The 19,215-nt window shown below is 53.1% G+C and carries 20 protein-coding genes; 10 read left to right on the top strand and 10 right to left on the bottom strand.

The window, feature by feature from the left end:
• The 3 genes from AC6R0S_RS18055 to cysQ all read left to right on the top strand — a co-directional run.
• Positions 1 to 383 (top strand): NifU family protein (locus AC6R0S_RS18055; RefSeq protein ID WP_500638499.1); only part of this gene is annotated, 383 nt, incomplete at its 5' end.
• Positions 384 to 555: 172 nt separating this feature from the next.
• Entirely contained in the window at positions 556 to 1,098 is a 543-nt protein-coding gene (gene nudE, locus AC6R0S_RS18050; RefSeq protein ID WP_334554899.1) for an ADP compounds hydrolase NudE, read from the top strand.
• Positions 1,099 to 1,153: 55 nt separating this feature from the next.
• Positions 1,154 to 1,981, top strand: coding sequence for a 3'(2'),5'-bisphosphate nucleotidase CysQ (gene cysQ, locus AC6R0S_RS18045; RefSeq protein WP_334554897.1), 828 nt, complete (start codon positions 1,154 to 1,156; stop codon positions 1,979 to 1,981).
• A 146-nt stretch (positions 1,982 to 2,127) separates the two neighbouring features.
• On the opposite strand, the gene recG is transcribed toward cysQ, so the two are convergent.
• The 5 genes from recG to gmk all read right to left on the bottom strand — a co-directional run bounded on the left by recG (position 2,128) and on the right by gmk (position 8,275).
• Entirely contained in the window at positions 2,128 to 4,206 is a 2,079-nt protein-coding gene (gene recG / locus AC6R0S_RS18040) for an ATP-dependent DNA helicase RecG (protein WP_500638498.1), read from the bottom strand.
• A gap of 170 nt (positions 4,207 to 4,376) precedes the next feature.
• On the bottom strand, positions 4,377 to 5,060 hold the full coding sequence (gene trmH, locus AC6R0S_RS18035) for a tRNA (guanosine(18)-2'-O)-methyltransferase TrmH (protein ID WP_500638497.1): 684 nt from the start codon (positions 5,058 to 5,060) through the stop codon (positions 4,377 to 4,379).
• A 92-nt stretch (positions 5,061 to 5,152) separates the two neighbouring features.
• On the bottom strand, positions 5,153 to 7,273 hold the full coding sequence (gene spoT / locus AC6R0S_RS18030) for a bifunctional GTP diphosphokinase/guanosine-3',5'-bis pyrophosphate 3'-pyrophosphohydrolase (RefSeq protein ID WP_500631407.1): 2,121 nt from the start codon (positions 7,271 to 7,273) through the stop codon (positions 5,153 to 5,155).
• A 32-nt stretch (positions 7,274 to 7,305) separates the two neighbouring features.
• Positions 7,306 to 7,578 carry a DNA-directed RNA polymerase subunit omega gene (rpoZ, locus tag AC6R0S_RS18025; protein WP_487903057.1) on the bottom strand — a complete coding sequence of 91 codons (273 nt, stop codon included), beginning with the start codon at positions 7,576 to 7,578 and terminating at the stop codon, positions 7,306 to 7,308.
• 76 nt (positions 7,579 to 7,654) lie between these two features.
• Entirely contained in the window at positions 7,655 to 8,275 is a 621-nt protein-coding gene (gmk, locus tag AC6R0S_RS18020; RefSeq protein WP_334554887.1) for a guanylate kinase, read from the bottom strand.
• A gap of 429 nt (positions 8,276 to 8,704) precedes the next feature.
• On the opposite strand from gmk, the gene AC6R0S_RS18015 reads away from it, so the two are divergent.
• Positions 8,705 to 10,075: an NCS2 family permease gene (locus tag AC6R0S_RS18015; RefSeq protein ID WP_500631406.1), complete on the top strand. Its 1,371-nt coding sequence runs from the start codon at positions 8,705 to 8,707 to the stop codon at positions 10,073 to 10,075.
• Here AC6R0S_RS18015 and AC6R0S_RS18010 read toward each other — a convergent pair.
• Complete coding sequence (locus AC6R0S_RS18010; protein WP_500638496.1) at positions 10,070 to 10,417, bottom strand: hypothetical protein; 348 nt, start codon at positions 10,415 to 10,417, stop codon at positions 10,070 to 10,072. The genes AC6R0S_RS18015 and AC6R0S_RS18010 overlap by 6 nt on opposite strands.
• Positions 10,418 to 10,664: 247 nt before the next feature.
• Here AC6R0S_RS18010 and AC6R0S_RS18005 point away from each other — a divergent pair, with 247 nt between their 5' ends.
• Together AC6R0S_RS18005 and AC6R0S_RS18000 are read left to right on the top strand one after the other, a co-directional pair.
• Entirely contained in the window at positions 10,665 to 10,976 is a 312-nt protein-coding gene (locus tag AC6R0S_RS18005) for a helix-turn-helix domain-containing protein (protein ID WP_500627786.1), read from the top strand.
• Positions 10,969 to 12,183 carry a type II toxin-antitoxin system HipA family toxin gene (locus AC6R0S_RS18000; RefSeq protein WP_500638495.1) on the top strand — a complete coding sequence of 405 codons (1,215 nt, stop codon included), beginning with the start codon at positions 10,969 to 10,971 and terminating at the stop codon, positions 12,181 to 12,183. Before AC6R0S_RS18005 ends, AC6R0S_RS18000 begins: the two co-directional genes overlap by 8 nt.
• 125 nt (positions 12,184 to 12,308) lie before the next feature.
• Here AC6R0S_RS18000 and AC6R0S_RS17995 read toward each other — a convergent pair whose 3' ends face one another.
• Positions 12,309 to 13,175 (bottom strand): YicC/YloC family endoribonuclease, encoded by an 867-nt coding sequence (locus tag AC6R0S_RS17995; protein WP_500638494.1) that lies wholly within the window; start codon positions 13,173 to 13,175, stop codon positions 12,309 to 12,311.
• A 250-nt stretch (positions 13,176 to 13,425) separates the two neighbouring features.
• Between AC6R0S_RS17995 and rph the strand changes: the two genes are divergently transcribed.
• Together rph and pyrE are read left to right on the top strand one after the other, a co-directional pair.
• Positions 13,426 to 14,142 (top strand): ribonuclease PH, encoded by a 717-nt coding sequence (rph, locus tag AC6R0S_RS17990; RefSeq protein ID WP_500638493.1) that lies wholly within the window; start codon positions 13,426 to 13,428, stop codon positions 14,140 to 14,142.
• Between the two features lie 137 nt (positions 14,143 to 14,279).
• Positions 14,280 to 14,921: an orotate phosphoribosyltransferase gene (pyrE, locus tag AC6R0S_RS17985; RefSeq protein WP_500638492.1), complete on the top strand. Its 642-nt coding sequence runs from the start codon at positions 14,280 to 14,282 to the stop codon at positions 14,919 to 14,921.
• Between the two features lie 148 nt (positions 14,922 to 15,069).
• On the opposite strand, the gene AC6R0S_RS17980 is transcribed toward pyrE, so the two are convergent.
• The 3 genes from AC6R0S_RS17980 to coaBC all read right to left on the bottom strand — a co-directional run bounded on the left by AC6R0S_RS17980 (position 15,070) and on the right by coaBC (position 17,979).
• Complete coding sequence (locus AC6R0S_RS17980; protein WP_500638491.1) at positions 15,070 to 16,023, bottom strand: Kdo(2)-lipid IV(A) acyltransferase; 954 nt, start codon at positions 16,021 to 16,023, stop codon at positions 15,070 to 15,072.
• Between the two features lie 3 nt (positions 16,024 to 16,026).
• Positions 16,027 to 16,617 carry a nucleoid occlusion factor SlmA gene (gene slmA / locus AC6R0S_RS17975; protein WP_500638490.1) on the bottom strand — a complete coding sequence of 197 codons (591 nt, stop codon included), beginning with the start codon at positions 16,615 to 16,617 and terminating at the stop codon, positions 16,027 to 16,029.
• A gap of 147 nt (positions 16,618 to 16,764) precedes the next feature.
• Complete coding sequence (coaBC, locus tag AC6R0S_RS17970; protein ID WP_487903855.1) at positions 16,765 to 17,979, bottom strand: bifunctional phosphopantothenoylcysteine decarboxylase/phosphopantothenate--cysteine ligase CoaBC; 1,215 nt, start codon at positions 17,977 to 17,979, stop codon at positions 16,765 to 16,767.
• 253 nt (positions 17,980 to 18,232) lie between these two features.
• On the opposite strand from coaBC, the gene radC reads away from it, so the two are divergent.
• The gene (radC, locus tag AC6R0S_RS17965; RefSeq protein ID WP_500638489.1) at positions 18,233 to 18,901 is read left to right on the top strand and encodes a RadC family protein; all 669 of its coding nucleotides are present in this window, start codon (positions 18,233 to 18,235) and stop codon (positions 18,899 to 18,901) included.
• Between the two features lie 42 nt (positions 18,902 to 18,943).
• The coding region (locus AC6R0S_RS17960; RefSeq protein WP_500638488.1) for a four helix bundle protein at positions 18,944 to 19,215 on the top strand (272 nt) is incomplete at its 3' end.

Below are 19,215 nucleotides of genomic sequence, written 5' to 3'. Positions count from 1 at the left end.
ATGAGCTGAGTCTGCCGTTCCTTGAAGACGCTGAAATCGATTTTGTCACTGATAAAATGGGCTCTCAGCTGACGCTCAAAGCGCCAAACGCGAAAATGCGTAAAGTGTCGGACGATGCGCCGCTCGTAGAACGTGTTGAGTACGTGATCCAAACGCAAGTGAACCCGCAGCTCGCTGGGCACGGTGGTCATGTCAATCTGGTTGAAATCACCGATGCCGGCGTAGCCATTGTGGCGTTTGGCGGTGGCTGTAACGGCTGTTCTATGGTCGATGTGACGCTCAAAGAAGGTATCGAGAAGCAGCTGCTGCAAGAGTTTGCGGGTGAGCTGTCGGCCGTACGTGATGCGACTGAGCACGATCGCGGCGAGCACTCTTACTACTAATTCTGACAGCGCTATTGAGAGGCATCCTTCGGGGTGCCTTTTTTATATCGAAAGTGCGCCTATTTGGGCTCAATATTTTCGCGCGGTTTTTCTCAATCGATCCTAGGATCTTCGCAGTGATTCCCCTATATTAATGATTATTATTCATTTCCCCCAGTGATGGAGTAAGCGCGTGGCGAAACAGACGCCGCCAGAGATTCTGGCAAAAAACACCGTGGCGAAGTCCAAATTGTTTGCGATAGAAGCGCTCGACTTGCGCTTTAGCAATGGCGAAACCCGTACGTATGAGCGTATGAAGCCCAGTGGTCGAAACGCGGTGATGATGGTGCCCATCACAGAGCAAGGGGATCTGTTGTTGGTTCGAGAGTACGCGGCCGGTACGGAACGCTACGAATTGGGGTTCCCCAAAGGGCTGATTGACCCGGGTGAGTCCGCCAGCGAAGCAGCCTGCCGAGAGCTGAAAGAAGAAATTGGTATGGGCGCGCGTACCTTAATCCCCCTTAAAGAGGTGGTGTTAGCGCCATCCTACTTCTCGAGCCGCATGACCCTGTTTATTGCCAAGGATCTCTATCCTGAACAGTTGCAAGGGGACGAACCGGAACCATTGGAAGTGATTCGCTGGCCGTTGGCGCAAGCGGATGAGCTTCTTACGCATCTTGATTTTTGTGAAGCGCGAAGCATTACGGCGTTGCTATTAGCACTGCGCCATTCTTAGCACTGCGTTATGAGCGAGCGGGATACGGCCTCCCGCGCGCCAAGGATTTGCCATTATGCCTAAAACCCAAGACCTGTCTCATCATCTCCCCGCGGTAATCGATATTGCGCGCTCTGCTGGGCAATTGATCCTCGATATTTATGAGAAGAAAGAGTACCAAGAGTACACCAAGAGCGACGAAACGCCGGTCACCAGTGCTGACATCGCCGCGCACAAATTGATTGTCGAAAAGCTCTCTGAATTGACGCCGGATATTCCGGTACTGTCAGAAGAAGCGGCGGACATCAGCTTGTCAAAACGCGCAGAGTGGGACAAATATTGGCTGGTCGACCCGCTCGATGGGACGCAGGAATTCATTGCTCGCAGCGGTGATTTCGCCACCATCATTGCCCTTATCGACAACAATCAGCCTGTGATGGGCGTGGTGTATGGGCCGGTCTCTGGGGTCACGTATTACGCTTACCAAGGCAAAGGGGCATGGAAAATCCCCGACATGAGTGAAAGCGTGCGCATCAAAACTCACCAGCATGATGGTAAAGCCTACCCGATTGCGATTGCGATCAGCCGCAGGCAGAACATCAACCGTATCACCTCCCGCATGAGCAGCCAGTGGAATTATGACCTAGTCCCACTCGGCTCTGCCGCACTGAAAGCGTGTTTGGTGGCCGAAGGCGCGGTCGATTGCTACTTGCGACTCGGGCCAACCGGCGAATGGGACACCGCCGCGACCCAGTGCATCGTCCAAGAAGCCGGAGGACGCATTCTCAGCACCCACCTCGAACCCCTTTCCTACAATGAGCGCGAGACGCTCGAGAACCCCAATTTTATCGTCCTAGGTGATGAAGCACTGCCGTGGGATAAGATATTGAAGGTGAAGGGGTGAGGTTATAGGTTGTGGGTGATGGGTGATGGGTGATGGGTGATGGGTGATGGGTGATGGGTAATAGGTGGTAGGGCGCTGCGCTTGTCGGTAAATGTATTCACCACCCGCAACCCATTACCCCAGACCCATTACCCACAACCCTCTACCTACGCCTTCGCGTAAATATCACGCTCGCCCAACCACCGCTCTATGATCGCTTGGGTGTGGTCAGGGTAGTTGAGATGCAGGTAGCGCGCGATGCGTTGCACTTCGGGGACGAGGCGTTGATCGCGGATCAGATCGGCAATCTTAAAATCGGCCATGCCGGTTTGTTTGGTGCCGAGCAGCTCGCCTGGGCCGCGAATTTCGAGATCGCGCTGGGCTATCACAAAGCCATCGTTGCTTTCCCTCAAAACACCTAATCGCTTTTGCGCCGTTTTAGACAGAGGCGCGTGATACAAGAGCACACAATGGCTCGCGACCGAGCCTCTTCCGACACGGCCACGCAACTGGTGAAGCTGCGCCAGGCCGAGGCGTTCGGGGTTTTCAATGATCATCAAGCTGGCATTGGGGACATCGACCCCAACTTCTATCACCGTCGTGGCGACCAACAAGTGCAGTTGATTGTCTTTAAACGCCTGCATCACCGCCTGCTTCTCGGCCGGTTTCATTCGCCCGTGGACTAAACCAATCTTGAGGTCCGCCAGCGTGCGCTGTAACTCCTCTGCGGTATCGGCGGCGGCTTGCGCCTCGAGCACTTCCGACTCATCAATCAAGGTACACACCCAATACGCTTGCTTGCCCTCGTTTAGGCAGGCGTGACGTACGCGTTCAACAATGGTGTCGCGTTTGGTGTCTGGGATGGCGACGGTTTGAATCGGCGTACGACCGGGGGGAAGCTCATCGATGACGGAGGTTTCAAGGTCTGCGTACGCCGTCATGGCGAGGGTGCGCGGAATGGGCGTCGCCGTCATGATCAGTTGATGCGGATACGCGCCCTGCTGCTCGCCTTTTTCACGCAGCTCCAGCCGCTGGTGGACACCAAAGCGGTGTTGCTCATCAATGATCACTAGGGCTAACTGAGAAAAATTGACCTGCTCTTGGAACAGCGCATGGGTGCCGACCACCATTTGCGCCTCGCCTGAGGCAATGCGCTCGAGTTGGGTCTGCTTGGCTTTGCCTTTGAGCTTGCCCGCCAGCCAGCCGACTTGAATGCCCATTGGCTCAAACCATTGGCTAAAGTTTAATGCGTGCTGCTCTGCCAGCAGTTCGGTCGGTGCCATCAAAGCCACTTGTTTGCCTTGCTCCAAGGCGCGCACGGCGGCCAGTGCCGCGACCAAGGTCTTGCCTGAGCCGACATCCCCTTGCACTAAGCGCATCATCGGGTGCGGTTTGGCGAGATCGCTCTCAATTTCTTCTACGACTCGGCGCTGAGCATTCGTCGGCGAGAACGGCAGGGCGTCCAATAGCTGTTGTTTCAGCGTTTGACTCGGCCCCAGCGCGATCGCCGCCTCTTTTTGCCCTTGGCTGCGCACCGCGAGCATCGATAGATTTTGCGCCAGCAGCTCTTCCATGATGAGGCGTACTTGCGCCGGGTGTTTACCCTCATCAAACTGTTCCAGATTGATGTTCGGTGGTGGGCGATGAATGGTGTGCAGCGCTTGATTGAGGGTGATTTGGCTATCATAGAGCCCGGCAGGGAGCAGCTCTTGCACCGCCGATTTATCGAGCAATGAGAGCGCTTGTTCTGTCAGGTTGCGCAGGGTGAGTTGGCGCAGACCATCGGTGGTCGGGTAGACGGGCGTTAAACTCGGCTCCGTCTCAGCAGGTTGCTGCGGCGTGTAAAACTTGTAATCCGGATGGACAATCTCTAACCCGTAGCTGCCGCGTTTGATTTCCCCATAAGCATGCACCGTTTTGCCTTCCGCGAATTGATTTTTCATCCCGGCGGTGAAGTTAAAAAAGCGCAGTGTGAGGGTGCCGTTGCCATCACTGAGTTTGACCGCCAACATTTTGCGTTTGCCAAACAGGGTATCGACACTCATCACCTTACCCTGCACCGCCGCCCATAGCCCAGCGTGCAGTTTCACAATGGGGTAGACCCGAGTGCGATCTTCATAGCGCAGCGGTAAGTGAAACAGTAAATCCTGCACCGACAGCAGCCCGACTTTGGCCAATTTCTCTGCCACTTTCGCCCCGACACCCGCCAGAGAGGTCAGTGGAATAGCCGACAAAAGTTGGGACATAGCTTCGCTCACGCAATGATTAATGATGGGGATAGTTAAGCATTTATCTGTGTTTTTGTACAGTGGGTAATGGGTAATGGGTAATGGGTAATGGGTAATGGGTAATGGGTAATGGGTGGTGGGTGTATTTACCTACAAGCGCAGCGCCCCACCACCCATCACCCCCAAACCTACCTACTCTGCATCTTCGCCCACCACTCTTTATCCGCGACGATTTGGCCTTGCTCGTCGAGGGGAGGGTAAGGGAGCTGTTTGCGTTTGGCGACTTTGGCGAGCACGGGGTGGCCGCGCTCAAAGAGGATGCGGTGGATGGTCTCGGCGGGCAGGGCGCTTTGTGCGTTGTCGTACATGCCAGCGGCTTGGCGTTGGCGCTGGGCTTCATAGAGAATCACTGCGCTGGCGACCGAGACATTGAGTGATTGGACCATACCAACCATAGGGATGATGATGTCTTGATCGGCGAGCGCTTTGGCTTGCTCTGACGCGCCGATTTTTTCACTGCCGAGGATCACCGCCGTCGGTTTGGTGTAATCAATCTGACGAAAATCGACCGCCGTTTCTGAGAGGTTGGTGACCAGCACTTGTATGCCTTGACGTTTGAGCTCACCAATCGCGTCTTCAATAGTATCGTGCGTTTCCACTTCCACCCAGTTGCGCGCGCCCGCCGAGGTGTGGCTTAAGGTGCGCATTTTATCAGGCCAAACTGCGTGCACTTTGTGAATGCCGGTGGCGTCGGCGCTGCGGATCACCGCCGAGACGTTATTGGGCTTGTGAACTTCTTCGAGGCAAAGGGTCAAATCCGCTTGGCGCGCTTTTAACACTTCTTGAATGCGTTGGTAACGTTCTAAATTCATGGTGTTAGGGCTTAGTTGAAAAAGAATATGGTGTTAAAAAATGGATGATAAAGAAAGCGGCCCTAAAGACCGCTTTCTGATTTGGATGGGGATCAGTACTTTCTACGGCGTACTTTGAGCGTGTGCGGCATGGCTTTAATCTTGCGCATGATGCCCGCTAAGTGGACGCGATCTTTGGTGGTGAGCACCACAGTCACTGTGTACAAACGCCCGTCACGCTCTTCGGTCGAGAGACCGTGAATGTTGGAGCCGGTTTGTGAAATGACGTTGGTCAGTTCCGCGAGGGCGCCTTGACGGTTTTGCACATCGACACGCAGCTCGGCGATAAACTCTTGATCGTAATCGTCTGACCACTCCACCGCCATGTACTTATCTGGCTCTTTTTCGTGGTTGCGCACGTTCGGGCACGTCTCACGATGCACCACCAGTCCTCGACCCGGAGAGACGTGAGCAATGATGTGATCGTCCGGAATCGGATGACAACAGTTGGCAAACGTCAGCAAGATGCCTTCTGCGCCGCGGATCGGCAGCTTCTTCTTCGGCTTGCCGTCGGTGTTGATGACTTCGGTGAGCTCATCGGCATCGCCAAGCAGTCTGCGGGCGATGACAATACTCATCAACTCACCCAAACCGATAGCGGCGAGCAGATCATTGAGGGATTTGATTTTCAGATCGCTCAAGACGTGATTGATGTTCTCTTCATTGATGTCGGAAACCGACAAATCACCTAAGGCGTGATTGAGCAATCGGCGGCCAAGGGTAATCGACTCTTCACGGCGCATGGTTTTCAGCACTTGACGAATCTTAGTGCGCGCTCGTGAGGTCACGACGTAGTTGAGCCATGCTGCATTCGGACGGGCGCCCGGTGCGCTGATGATCTCAATCGTCTGGCCGTTTTTCAGCGCTTTGCTGAGAGGGTAAGGGTTGCGATCGACGCGCGCGCCGACACAGGTGTTGCCGACATCGGTATGCACGGCATACGCAAAATCGACCGCAGTGGCGCCGACAGGCAGCTCCACAATGCGCCCTTTCGGGGTGAAGACGTAAATCTCATCTGGGAAGAGATCCGATTTGACGTTTTCAATAAATTCGAACGAGTTGCCCGCGCTTTGTTGGAGCTCAAGCAGGCTCTGCATCCAGCGCTGCGCTTTGACTTGCGCGGTGGTGCCGGTACGCTCGCCATTGCCTTTGTAAGACCAGTGCGCCGCGACCCCTTTGTCTGCCATTTGATCCATATCTTCGGTGCGAATTTGCACTTCGACAGGCACACCGTGTGGGCCGACCATCGAGGTATGCAAAGACTGATAGCCGTTCGCTTTCGGCACCGCGATGTAATCTTTCATACGCCCCGGGCGAGGCTTGTAGAGCGAGTGCACTTGGCCCAGTACGCGATAGCAGGTGTCAGCGGTGTCCACCACCACACGAAACGCGTAGATGTCCATAATGGTGTGAAAGCGCTGCTCTTTGGTCTTCATCTTGTTGTAGATGGAGAAGAGGTTTTTCTCACGCCCCACCACACGCGCAGACAGGCCCACTTCTTCCAGTCGGCCTTCAATTTCGGTGTGGATGCGTTGAATCATCTCTTTACGGTTACCGCGAGCGGCCTTGACGACCTCTTTTAACACGCGATAGCGGTTGGGGTAGAGCGCTTCAAAACCGAGCTCTTCCAGTTCGGTTTTAATATTATGGATACCCAAGCGATGCGCTAAGGGTGAGTAGATTTCGAGAGTTTCGCGTGCGATGCGACGCTTTTTGTCTGGACGCAGTGCGCCGAGCGTGCGCATGTTGTGCGTGCGGTCTGCCAGTTTGATCAAAATGACGCGGATGTCTTGCACCATCGCAAGGACCATCTTACGAAAGTTCTCAGCCTGAGCTTCCTTGCGATCACGAAACTTGAGCTTATCCAGCTTAGAGACGCCATCGACCAGTTCTGCGACGGTGTTGCCAAACTTCTCTTCTAGCTGCTCTTTGGTGACATCACAATCTTCGATGACATCGTGCAAAAGGGCGGCTTGGAGGGTTTCAATATCCAGGCGCATTTCCGCCAAGATACGAGCAACAGCAACAGGGTGGATGATGTATGGTTCCCCGCTTGAGCGGGTTTGCCCTTCATGGGCATCTTTCGCTACCACATAAGATTGACGCAGAGCCTCAATTTGAGGCTCTGTTAGGTATTCTTGGGCAACGTCTTTGAGGCTATCGAATAGATACAAATTTTAGGCCCGGCAGAGTGTGATGAAGAGGATTATCGACCGTGAGCAATGCTGCTAACAGCGGCAAGTTCAGCGGCTTCTTGCTCTTGCTGCTCTTGACGCTCACGCGCATCTAGGATCTCTTTTGTGATAAGGCTTTCTTCGATTTCGCGCAGAGCGATAACCGTTGGCTTATCGTTCTCTTCTGGCACCAGTGAATCTTTGCCGCCAGTTTGCATTTGACGAGCGCGGCGAGCCGCAATGAGAACTAGGTCGAAACGGTTGCCAACTTTTTCAACAGCGTCTTGAACAGTTACGCGTGCCATAAGGACTCCAAATAGTTAACTAAAATTTTGTATGACGAGAAATTATACAAGATCTCGTAGAGAATAGTCTAGATTCTTATTTCAACAACGCATCCAGCATGCCTTTGTACTTGAGGGCTTGCTTATCTTGCTTGAGGCGTTCGGCGCGAATGATGGCTTTAAAGTCCATCAGCGCGTTATCGAAATCATCATTGATGATCACGTAGTCGTATTCGTTGTAGTGAGAAATTTCCGATTTCGCTTCCGCCATGCGTTTTGCGATCACCGCTTCACTGTCTTGGCCGCGCGCGTTCAGGCGGCGTTCCAACTCACCGTTTGACGGCGGCAGGATGAACAAGCTCTTGGCTTGTGGCATTTGCTCGCGAATTTGACGCGCGCCTTGCCAGTCAATGTCGAGGAAGACGTCGATGCCTTTATCGAGGTTTTGCTCAATCCACGGGCGAGAGGTGCCGTAGTAGTTGCCAAACACTTCCGCGTATTCCAAAAACGCACCTTGTTCGATCAGCGCTTCAAACTGCTCTTTTTGCACAAAGTGGTAGTGCACGCCATCTTGCTCACCCGGGCGCATGCCACGTGTCGTGTGCGACACGGACACTTTCATTGCGTAGGTAGGGTTGGTTTCCAGCATGGCTGAAATCAAGCTCGATTTACCCGCGCCGCTGGGCGCAGAAACAATGTATAGGGTGCCTTTGGCCATAAGGTTACGTCCACCATAAGATTCGATGTATTAAAGATAGCACTGACCGCGGGCATAACGTCAGTCAAGAGCGCGATTTCTCTCAACATCGGTGGCGAAAATTCGGCCAGAAAAAGGGAGGCGAAGAGTAGCATGGATCGGGGGGAGTGACTAGGGGGGAGGTGGGTAAGGGGTAAGGGGTTAGGGGTATTAGGTTGGGGGAATGTTCTTGACATGGTCCTTTCATCCATCAAAATTTCACCACCCACCACCCACCACCCACCACCCACCACCCACCACCCACCACCCACCACCCACCACCCACTTTTTCCAAACCAGTTGAAATCCGTTCCCATCTCATTACAATTCGCGCAAACGTTTGGCTTGTTGCGGGCATTGCTGCTGGCGATGGGCTATGGCCCTCTTATTTATCTAACGATAGGTTGTATTGTGAGTTCTGACACTGCACTTCCACGCTCAGCCAACGCTGGGTGGCTTGAATCCACTTTTCATATCTCTGCGCGCAAATCGACCCTAGGCACGGAGCTGTACGCTGGATTTATTACTTTTTTGGCGATGAGTTACATCTTGGCGGTTAACCCCGCGATTTTGGGTGACATCCCAGGCATGGATCGCGGCGCGATTTTTACCGCCACAGCACTGGCGGCGGCAGCGGCCACGCTGATCATGGGTGTGTTTGGTAACTACCCAGTCATGCTCGCGCCAGGCATGAGCATGAACGGCTTCTTTAAAGGCATGCTGCTGAGCGGCTCAGTGGCGCTGGTGTGGCACGAAGCGCTGCTGGGGATCTTCTTCTCTGGTGTGCTCTATCTGATTTTGTCGATGACCCATATTCGCAAGGCGATGATTGAGTCTATTCCAGAAGATCTCAAATTGGCGATCACCGTATCGCTTGGTCTGTTTATCGCCTTTTTGGGCCTGAAAAACGCCGGCATCATCGTCTCGAACCCGATCATTTTGGTCAGCATGGGCAAAATCAATGACCCGCAAGTCATCATTGCCTACATCAGTATCTTTATCGCGCTCGGCTGCATGATTCGTGACATCAAACTGGCGACCTTTATCTCGTTTGTATCGGCGATTGTGCTGACCGTTGTGGCCGACTGGATGCTAGGGACGCAAAACGCCCCCATCCCAGAGAGCCTAGTGGCTGCGCCGCCAAGCCTGTCGGGCAGCGTTGGCGCGATCTTCAATTTCTCAGGGCTGACGGCTGACAAGCTGTTTGATCTGCTGTTTATTGTGGTGATTTTCTTGATTGTCGATTTCTTTGATGGCCTCAGCACCATTGTCGGCGTCGGCCGAGATGCGGGCATCATCGACAAAGATGGCAAAGTGCCCAATGCGCGCTCGGCGCTGGTTGCGGACGCAGGCGGCACCGTGATTGGCTCTGTGCTGGGTACGACTTCAGTCACCGCATTCTCAGAATCGGGCATTGCCTCTGCGCAAGGCGCGAAAACCGGCCTGGCTGCGGTGGTGGTTGCGGGGCTCTTCTTGGTGTCGCTGTTCCTCTACCCGCTTTTTTCCATCTTCTCTGCGGCCATGGTCGCCCCGGCGATGGTGGTGGTCGGCATCTACATGATTGGTCGCCTTGGCCAAATCCGCTGGGAGCAAAAAGAGTCTCGCATCGCGGCGTTTTTCACCATCATGTTCACCGTACTGAGCTTCTCACCGGCCAACGGCATGGCGATGGGCTTTATCAGCTACGCCTTTAGCATGGTGGTAGCAGGCAAAGCCAAGCAGGTTCACCCAGTCATTTATGTGCTGTCTGGGCTGTTTATGGCGTATTTGGTGCTTTTATAATCGCAAAAATAAAGCGGTAACAGTGATACGAAAGGGCGGTGGATACCGCCCTTTCTCATGTGCCTCGATCTGCGCTTGATAACGCAGCACATGCTCCTTGGCGCTAAAGTCATTGCTCACGCCTTGCACCACTAAAAACGCGCTTTGATCGGGCTTAATGGCGCCGACCATCGAGGCTTGGTTGACGGTTTGCCACTCACTGGGAAAGGTCAGGGTGAAATTAAGATCCGGCTGGACAAACTGCTGCTCAGTGAACACGCCTTGCTTGGGGTTCTCTCCCAGCACTAAGCCATCGAGCGTGCGTACAAATTGCGGCGCGATGGCATCAAACGCGTGCCGCACCGCCCCGTCAAACACGCCATGAAGCTGACGACACTTGAAGCGCTCGACAACGCTGCGGAGTTCAAAGGGTTGCAGAGTGTTTACGGGCAGGCGTTGTGAGTGGATGACCTCAAAGATCGATTATCTATAAATGCATATCAAAGCCGATATATGATGTATAATAACTAATCATTCTTGTGCTTGCGGGATTGTGGTGATATATTTTTGTATATAATCATTCCTAATTGATGAATTAAGGTATATCGAAATGAGCTATGTAGCAGAGCAGATACTAGACAGTCTTCGAGAAGCTCGGGTACGAAAGGGGTTTAGCCAGAGAGAGTTAAGTGCTCGTTCGGGGGTACCTCAAAGCCATATTTCGAAAATCGAGTCTGGCGGCGTTGATTTAAGAATATCCAGTTTAATTGCACTTGCCCGTGTACTCGAGCTAGAGCTATTGGTTGCGCCTAAAAAGTCCATTCCTGCCATCAAGTCAATCATTCGAAGCAGCCAAGGGATCAGCGACGAAGGTGAGGTAATGTCGCCCGCATATCAGTTAGAGGAAGACGACGATGACTAATTATGTGTCTACGCTCAACGTGTTGCTCTACGGAGAACCTATCGCAACGATCACCAACGTAGGCAATGATAGAACGCTTTTTGCTTTTATGGATTCGTACATTCATGACGAATCGCGGCCAGTGTTGGGGCTGGGTTTTAAAGATTCGCTAGGTGGCTTGCTGACTCACTTTAAACCGACCCAAACCAAGTTAACGCCGTTTTTCTCTAACCTTTTGCCAGAAGAAACCATGCGTCATTACCTGGCAGAGCGTGCCGGAGTGAACCCCGCACGAGAATTTTTTCTATTGTGGGTGTTAGGACAAGATTTAGCCGGTGCGATCACGGTTGAACCTACTGATGGCGAAGCGCTGCCGCCTAATGTGCATCAAGACATTGACGACGAAACGGAAATTGAATCACCAATGCGTTTTTCATTAGCGGGGGTACAGTTGAAGTTTTCAGCTATACAACAGGCAAACGGTGGTTTGACCATTCCAGCAACCGGTAAAGGTGGTTCTTGGATTGTGAAATTGCCGTCGTCTCGATTTGACGCTGTGCCGGAAAATGAATATTCGATGATGGAGTTGGCTCGAATGTTGGGTATGGATGTACCAGAGACGCTGCTACTCCCGATTAACCAGATTGCTAATATCCCAGAGGGTATTGGTAAATTTGGTGACAGTGCGTTTGTGATCAAGCGCTTTGATCGTGCAGGTGATCAAGCCGTACATATTGAAGATTTTGCGCAAGTGTTTGGCGTCTATCCTCAAGATAAATATAAAAAAGCCAGTATGCGCAATATTGCTCAGGTTATCGGCATCGAAGGTCAAGGTAAGGACATTGCAGAATTTACCCGTCGATTGGTGTTCAATACCCTAATTGGCAATGCGGATATGCATTTGAAGAATTGGTCTGTGATTTACAAAGACAAGCGCACCGCATCGATTGCGCCTGCCTATGACTTTGTCTCGACCATTCCTTATCTCCCCGATGATAGTGCGTCGCTGAAGGTGAGCCGTAGCAAGAAATTCAGTGATTTCACGCTGGATGAGCTGTCACACTTGGCGGCGAAAGCCATGCTGCCAGAAAAATTGGTGTTAGATACTGCCAAGCAAACCGTGGCAGGCTTTCATGAAATCTGGGCGAAAGAAAAAGCGCATTTACCGCTCACCAAGTCGATGATTGAAGCCATTGAAACACATTTGCGACGCATACCGCTCCGCTAAAATGAGAACCGATGCGTACAAAAATGCAGTGGTGTCAGTCAAAGCCCTGTATTTTCAATGCTCTTCACAAGGTAATGCAGGGCTTTCATGACGCTCTTGGACGGGTACCTTTCTACTTAGAAGCCTTATTCAATATTCTGGATCTGCTCTCTCATCTGCTCAATCAACACTTTCAACTCGACTCCGGATGCAGTGATGTCGTTGCTGATCGACTTCGACGCGAGTGTGTTTGACTCGCGGTTGAACTCTTGCATCATAAAGTCGAGGCGTCGGCCGCAGGCGCCGCCTTTTTTGAGGATGTTGTTGGTCTCTTTGACGTGAGAGTCGAGGCGATCGAGCTCTTCTGCCACATCGGATTTTTGCGCGAGGAGGATAAGCTCTTGCTCAACGCGGGAAGGGTCGAGCTCCACTTTGGCGTCTTCAAATTTGGCGAACAGGCGCTCACGTTGCCACTCAAGGATCTCGGGCATGCGAGCGCGCACGCGAGTCACTTCTTGTGAGATGGCGTCTAGGCGCTGGGTGATGAGCGCTTTCATGTTATCGCCTTCGCGGCCGCGAGCGTCAATGAAATCACTCAGTGCACTATCAAAGGCGGCTAACAGATCTTTGTTGACCGCGTCCATGTCTTGCTCTGGGGTCTCCATCACGCCTGGCCACTGCATCACTTGGAAGGGGTTGATGCGGCTCAGTTCGCCGGTCATGTGCATCACTTGCTCAGCGGCTTTGATGACTTGATTGGCGAGGGTTTCATTGATGGTCAGCTCACCTTTGGCGGCGGGGTTGGCTTCAAAACGCAGGCTGCACTCCACTTTACCGCGCGCCAGGCGCTTGCGAAAGCGTTCACGCAGTAGCGGCTCTAGGCCACGAAATTGCTCAGGTAGGCGGAAGTAGGTCTCCAAATAACGTTGGTTGACGCTGCGGATCTCCCACACAGCACTGCCCCAATCGCCTTTGGCTTCGCTACGCGCGTAGGCCGTCATGCTATAAATCATCGAATTTTCCTATCTATTAATCTGTGAAAATAACGCAGGGAGAGGATAGCAGAAGGTGGGGGGGAGTTCCTAGTTTCGGGGGGAGTTTCTAGTGACTAGTTCCTAGTGCCTAGAGGGGGATAGGGGTGATGGGTAGTGGGGGATGGGTAGAGGGGTGTGAAGGGGGTGAATGGCGGTGGTGGTGAGGGGGTGTTTTATGCTAGACTCTGGGCCCAATTCTACCGTCATCAAGTCAACAAAGGTAATGCCCATGCGTCCCAATGATCGCAAGGCGGATCAAATTCGCCCAATTAAAATTACTCGCAACTATACCGCGTATGCAGAAGGTTCTGTGTTGGTCGAGTTCGGCAATACCAAAGTGCTGTGTAACGCCACGGTTGAAGAGAGTGTGCCGCGTTGGCTAAAAGGCCAAGGTAAAGGCTGGGTGACGGCCGAGTACGGCATGCTGCCGCGTTCGACACATTCACGCATGCGTCGTGAAGCCTCAAACGGTAAGCAAGGTGGCCGCACGATGGAAATTCAACGCCTGATTGCGCGCAGCTTACGTGCCGTGGTGGATTTAGAAGCGATGGGCGAGTTTATGATCACCGTTGACTGTGATGTGATTCAAGCCGATGGCGGCACGCGTACGGCGTCTATCTCTGGGGCCAGTGTGGCGCTAGCGGATGCCTTCACGCATCTGATCAATAAAGGCAAACTGAAACAGAGCCCGATGAAAGGCCACGTGGCCGCGGTGTCGGTGGGTTTGCTGGGTGAGGAGGTATTGTGCGACTTGGAGTACGTCGAAGACTCCGCCGCAGACACCGATATGAACGTCGTGATGACTGAAGATGGCCGCATGATCGAAGTGCAAGGCACCGCCGAAGGTGAACCGTTCACCCACGAGCAATTGATGGTCTTGCTTGAGTCGGCCAAGGTCGGCATTGCTGATATTGTCGCCGCGCAAAAAGCAGCCCTAGCAGATTGATTGATAGCTCCCATAGATGGGGGCTATTTTTTTGTCCTCTCTATACATAGAGAGCACTTTTTATCTTTAACCTTTCTTCTAGGAACTAGGAACTAGGAACTAGGAACTAGGAACTAGGAACACATCGAGAGAAAATAATGAAAGCATACCAGCGTGAATTTATTGAGTTTGCACTTGAGAAACAAGTTCTTAAGTTTGGTGAGTTTACTTTGAAATCTGGCCGTAAGAGCCCGTACTTCTTTAACGCTGGACTTTTCAATACCGGTCGTGATTTGGCGCGCTTAGGGCGTTTTTACGCCGCCGCGCTCGCGGACTCTGGCATCGAGTTTGATGTGCTGTTTGGCCCTGCGTACAAAGGCATCCCGATTGCGACCACCACGGCGGTGGCACTGGCGGATCACCACGACATCGACACGCCTTACTGTTTTAACCGTAAAGAAGCGAAAACCCACGGTGAGGGCGGCAACTTAGTCGGCAGCCCGCTGGAAGGTCGCATTATGTTGGTGGACGATGTGATCACCGCTGGCACCGCGATTCGTGAATCGATGGAAATTATCCAAGCAAGCGGCGCCGCACTGGCGGGCGTATTGGTGGCGATTGACCGCCAAGAAAAGGGCAAAGGCGAGCTCTCTGCGATTCAAGAAGTCGAGCGCGACTTTGGCTGCGCGGTGATCTCCATCGTCAGCCTTGGCGATTTGGTGACTTACTTGGAAGAGCAAGGCGACGCGTTAGAGCACCTCGCCGCCGTGAAAGCGTACCGCGCGGAGTATGGGATTTAAGTGAGGGGTGAAGGGTTGTAGGTGATGGGTGATGGGTTATAGGTAATGGGTTATAGGTGATGGGGAGAAAAAGCTTGACTTGGTTGGCCGAGAGAGCAAACACCCACAACCCACAACCCACAACCCACAACCCACAACCCACAACCCACTACCTATACCGTACGCCTTTCTCTGCGTTTTCGTCTTGCATGGTTTTGTAGCGCTTGTGTAGCCACATCCATTGCTCTGGGGCGCGGAGGATCACCTCTTCCACGTGGCGGTTCATGTAGGCGGCGGCCGCGACTTCGTCTTTTTGTGGGTAGTCTTTCTCTACCGATTTATTGGCGATGATCTCATAGCGCCCGTCGTCATTGCGAAAGCCTGAACCCATTACAATCGCCGCTTTACTGGTGTACGCCAAGATGCTAGTGCCTGTAGTAGTGCAGGCATCAGGCACCGCAAAGAAGGGCACAAACACCGATTTGTTGCGGCCGTAGTCATGATCCGGTAAGTAAAACAGCCGCTCACCACTGCGCATAACGCGAATCATCTGTTTGAGATCTTTTCTGTCGATCAAAACGTTACCGTTGTGCGAGCGGCCCCAGTGCTGAATAAAGTTGTATGCAGGATTATTGTGCGGGCGAAACGCGCCATAGCCACCTAGCCCCAGTACCGCAAACGCGCGCGCGGTGATCTCTAGATTGAGTGCGTGGACGCAGCACAGCAGCACGCCCTGTTTCTGTTCATTGTACTGATGCAGCAACTCGACATCTTTCGCTACGATTCTGCGCTTAAAGCGCCAGGTCGGCCAAAACCAAGTGATGCCGGTTTCAATCAGCGCGAGACCGGTGTTTTTGAAGTTCTCCTCGACCATCGCTTCAATCTCATCTTGCGCCTTATCCGGGAAGGCGAGCTCAAGATTGCGCTTGGCGACATGAACGCGCTTTTTGCCTAAACGCATGCCGAGTTTGCCGAGCCCTCGGCCGAGTGCATAAAGCAGTCGATACGGTAGCAGGTTAACCACTATCGCCAGCAAGCCAAAGCCAAGCCAAACGCCCCAATGGCGCGGGTGAAGCAAAGACCAAGAAAACTTGGGTGGCTGGTGTTTATCGTTGGTTGTCATGAATTAATCCAATTGCGCACTGAGCAGTGCCCAGTACTCATCAAAGTTTGCGGTGGGGTGGTACTTAAAATCAGAGCGCACAAAGCGGTTCAAGCTGCCTTCGACTTGGCCAAGCAGTTGCGCGGCGAGGATCATTTCATCCACAGGAAAGGCTTTGCCTTCACGCAGTTTACGCTCACGCAGGATCTGACGCAGTGAGGTTTCAATGCGCTCATACAACTGGTTGATGCGATCGCGCAGGCGCTCATTTTCAAACATCAATGCATGGCCAGACAAAATTCGGCTCAGCCCCGGGTTGCGCTCGGCAAAGGCGAGAATGAGCTGCAACACCAAACGCAGACGCGTTAGGGTGTCTTTCTCTTCATCCAAAATACGATTGATGCGAGACATTAAAGACTCTTCAATAAACTCGATCAAGCCCTCAAACATGCGCGCTTTGCTAGGAAAGTGACGATACAAGGCCGCTTCTGACACGCCGACTTGTTTGGCGAGTTTCGCGGTGGTGATGCGTGAGGCGCCGTCACTGGACTCCAGCATTTCGGCAAGGGCTTGCAATATTTCGTCGCGGCGGTTGGTTTTTCTTGTTCCTGCCATGAACCTCTTCCTTTTTTATAACCACAGTTTATAAGAACTGTCACACAAGGGGCGCAGCGCTCAGAGGGGCTGAAAACGCAAAGCGCACACTGAGTGCGAGCGCGGCTGGGGCTCAACCAACCGCGTTGTCTGATGAATAGGTTGAAATCACTCGCTGGTTGGCGCGAGTTTGTCATTAATAATGGTGAGGATCTGCGTTGCGATATCCTGTTTGGACGCAAGCGTAAGTGATTGCTCACCCTCTTTCCAGTATACGGTGATAGCGTTGTCGTTGCTATTAAACCCTTGCCCCGCGACTGAGACATCGTTAGCACAAATGAGATCAAGGTTTTTCTTCGCCAACTTGCTTTTTGCGTAGTGGGCGACGTCTTGTGTTTCAGCGGCAAAGCCAACAGTAAAAGGTCGATGCTCATTCAGCGCCGCGACACTGGCAACAATGTCGGGGTTTTTCACCATCTCAATCGACATCGCATCGCTTTGGTCGGTTTTTTTGATTTTCTGCGTGGCAACCTGATGAGGACGATAGTCGGCCACCGCGGCGCAGCCAATAAAGACATCGTGTGAGCGAGCATGCTCAAGTGCCGCGTCGTACATCTCTTGCGCGCTTTGCACATCAATACGGGTGACGCCGCTCGGCGTTGAAAGCGAAACAGGACCAGCGATGAGCGTCACGCGGGCACCGAGCGCCGCTGCCTCGCTGGCCAGAGCAAAGCCCATTTTTCCTGAGCTGTGGTTAGAGATGTACCGCACCGGATCAATTGCCTCACGGGTCGGGCCCGCGGTGATGAGCACAGAGCGCCCCGCCAGCGGTTTAGGGCCAAAAAATTGCTCGCAGCGCTCAACGAGTTGCATCGGCTCTAACATGCGCCCCGGGCCGACGTCACCACACGCTTGCTCGCCGGCTGCAGGGCCCCAAATCATCATGCCGCGACGCGAAAGGGTGGCGATGTTTTCTTGTGTGGCGAGGTTGCGATACATCTGCTGATTCATCGCCGGAGAGACAGCTACTGGCGCATCCGTCGCCAGCACGAGAGTGGTCAGAAGATCATTGCCCATGCCCGCCGCCATGCGCGCAATCAAATCCGCCGTGGCGGGCGCGAGCAGAACCAGATCGGCCCACTTGGCGAGCTCAATATGGCCCATAGAGGCTTCGGCGGCTGGGTCGAGCAAGCTCTCTGACACCGGACGTCCAGAGACCGCCTGCATGGTCAGCGGGGTAATAAACTCTTTCGCGGCTGGCGTCATCACCACCTGGACCGTCGCGCCACGTTCACTGAGTCTGCGCGTCAAATCCGCACATTTGTACGCGGCGATACCACCGCTGATACCTAAAAGGATCTTTTTACCTGCGAGTGTTTGCATGATGATCTTCCTTAAAAATTCTTGGCGTAAGATAGCATGGGTAAGGGGGTAGTAGGTAGTGGGTGAGGGGGCGTGGGTAATGGGTTATGGGGGAAGGGTGATGGGGGGCGAGGGGGGTAATGCGAAAAGCATGCTTTTTGAGGGTGGGGGTTTGGTAGGGTGGTGATGGGTGATGGGTGATGGGTGATGGGTGATGGGTGATGGGTAATGGGTAATAGGTAATGGGGGATAGGGATGAGTAGAGGGAGCGGGAATGAGAGGGGTGCCTAAGGAGTCGATGCCTCGTGAGAAGCTGATTCATCAAGGGCCGCAATCGCTGACGGATGCGGAGTTGTTGGCTATCTTCCTGCGGACGGGGACTCGGGGGATGAATGTCATTGAGTTGGCGGATGTGTTGTTGAAAGAGTTTGGCTCTTTGCGAGGGTTATTTTCCGCTAAGCAGTTGGAGTTTTGTCGTCATAAAGGATTGGGTGAGGCCAAGTACGTACAATTGCAAGCGGTCCTTGAGATGACGCAGCGCTATCTTTGCGAGACGCTCAAGCGAGGTGATGCCCTGACTAGCCCACAACAGACCAAGCTTTATCTCTCCAGTCTTTTGCGAGATCGCCAGAGAGAGGCCTTTTATATCCTGTTTTTAGATAACCAACACCGAGTCATTCAAGATGAGGTGATGTTTGAAGGCACGATTGATGCGGCAAGCGTTTACCCGAGAGAAGTCGTCAAGCGAGCGCTTGAGCATAACGCTGCCGCATTGATTTTGGCGCACAATCACCCCTCAGGCGTAGCAGAACCGAGCCAAGCTGACCGGCGAATTACTCGACGGCTCACCGATGCACTCTCGCTGGTGGATATTCGAGTATTGGATCATTTTGTGATCGGGGATGGGGACGTGGTCTCGTTTGCGGAGAGGGGGTGGTTGTGAAGGGGGGGTTATGGGTGGTAGGTAATGGGTGAGGGAGGCGAGATGAATTTTGAGAGGTTGGAGGTATGGAAGGAGGCATTTGCGCTGGCGGTTTGCGTTCATTCACACATGAAGCGTTGTCGTGATTATGGCTTCAGGGATCAAATCTTGCGATGCTCGGTATCCATTCCTTCCAATATTGCTGAAGGGATAGAGCGAGGAACAAACAAAGATACGGTTCGCTTTCTTTATTACGCAAAAGGTTCAACAGGTGAGCTGCTCACACAGTTACAACTTGGCGTACATTTTGGCTATATCCCAGAGTGTGCAGGGGA

The organism is Vibrio sp. R15-SG3-ISO1B (genome assembly GCF_059833835.1).
The sequence above is the reverse complement of the archived record's forward strand: the minus strand, read 5'-3'. Positions and strand labels throughout refer to the sequence as shown.

What these genes read in the sequence shown, in the direction of transcription:
- pyrE (WP_500638492.1), top strand. Translation starts at nt 14,280, where the DNA reads ATGAAAGCATACCAGCGTGAATTTATTGAGTTTGCACTTGAGAAACAA.
- AC6R0S_RS18005 (WP_500627786.1), top strand. Translation starts at nt 10,665, where the DNA reads ATGAGCTATGTAGCAGAGCAGATACTAGACAGTCTTCGAGAAGCTCGG.
- cysQ (WP_334554897.1), top strand. Translation starts at nt 1,154, where the DNA reads ATGCCTAAAACCCAAGACCTGTCTCATCATCTCCCCGCGGTAATCGAT.
- trmH (WP_500638497.1), bottom strand. Translation starts at nt 5,060, where the DNA reads ATGAATTTAGAACGTTACCAACGCATTCAAGAAGTGTTAAAAGCGCGC.
- radC (WP_500638489.1), top strand. Translation starts at nt 18,233, where the DNA reads ATGAGAGGGGTGCCTAAGGAGTCGATGCCTCGTGAGAAGCTGATTCAT.
- gmk (WP_334554887.1), bottom strand. Translation starts at nt 8,275, where the DNA reads ATGGCCAAAGGCACCCTATACATTGTTTCTGCGCCCAGCGGCGCGGGT.
- AC6R0S_RS18000 (WP_500638495.1), top strand. Translation starts at nt 10,969, where the DNA reads ATGACTAATTATGTGTCTACGCTCAACGTGTTGCTCTACGGAGAACCT.
- recG (WP_500638498.1), bottom strand. Translation starts at nt 4,206, where the DNA reads ATGTCCCAACTTTTGTCGGCTATTCCACTGACCTCTCTGGCGGGTGTC.
- slmA (WP_500638490.1), bottom strand. Translation starts at nt 16,617, where the DNA reads ATGGCAGGAACAAGAAAAACCAACCGCCGCGACGAAATATTGCAAGCC.
- rpoZ (WP_487903057.1), bottom strand. Translation starts at nt 7,578, where the DNA reads ATGGCACGCGTAACTGTTCAAGACGCTGTTGAAAAAGTTGGCAACCGT.
- AC6R0S_RS17995 (WP_500638494.1), bottom strand. Translation starts at nt 13,175, where the DNA reads ATGATTTATAGCATGACGGCCTACGCGCGTAGCGAAGCCAAAGGCGAT.
- AC6R0S_RS17980 (WP_500638491.1), bottom strand. Translation starts at nt 16,023, where the DNA reads ATGACAACCAACGATAAACACCAGCCACCCAAGTTTTCTTGGTCTTTG.
- rph (WP_500638493.1), top strand. Translation starts at nt 13,426, where the DNA reads ATGCGTCCCAATGATCGCAAGGCGGATCAAATTCGCCCAATTAAAATT.
- coaBC (WP_487903855.1), bottom strand. Translation starts at nt 17,979, where the DNA reads ATGCAAACACTCGCAGGTAAAAAGATCCTTTTAGGTATCAGCGGTGGT.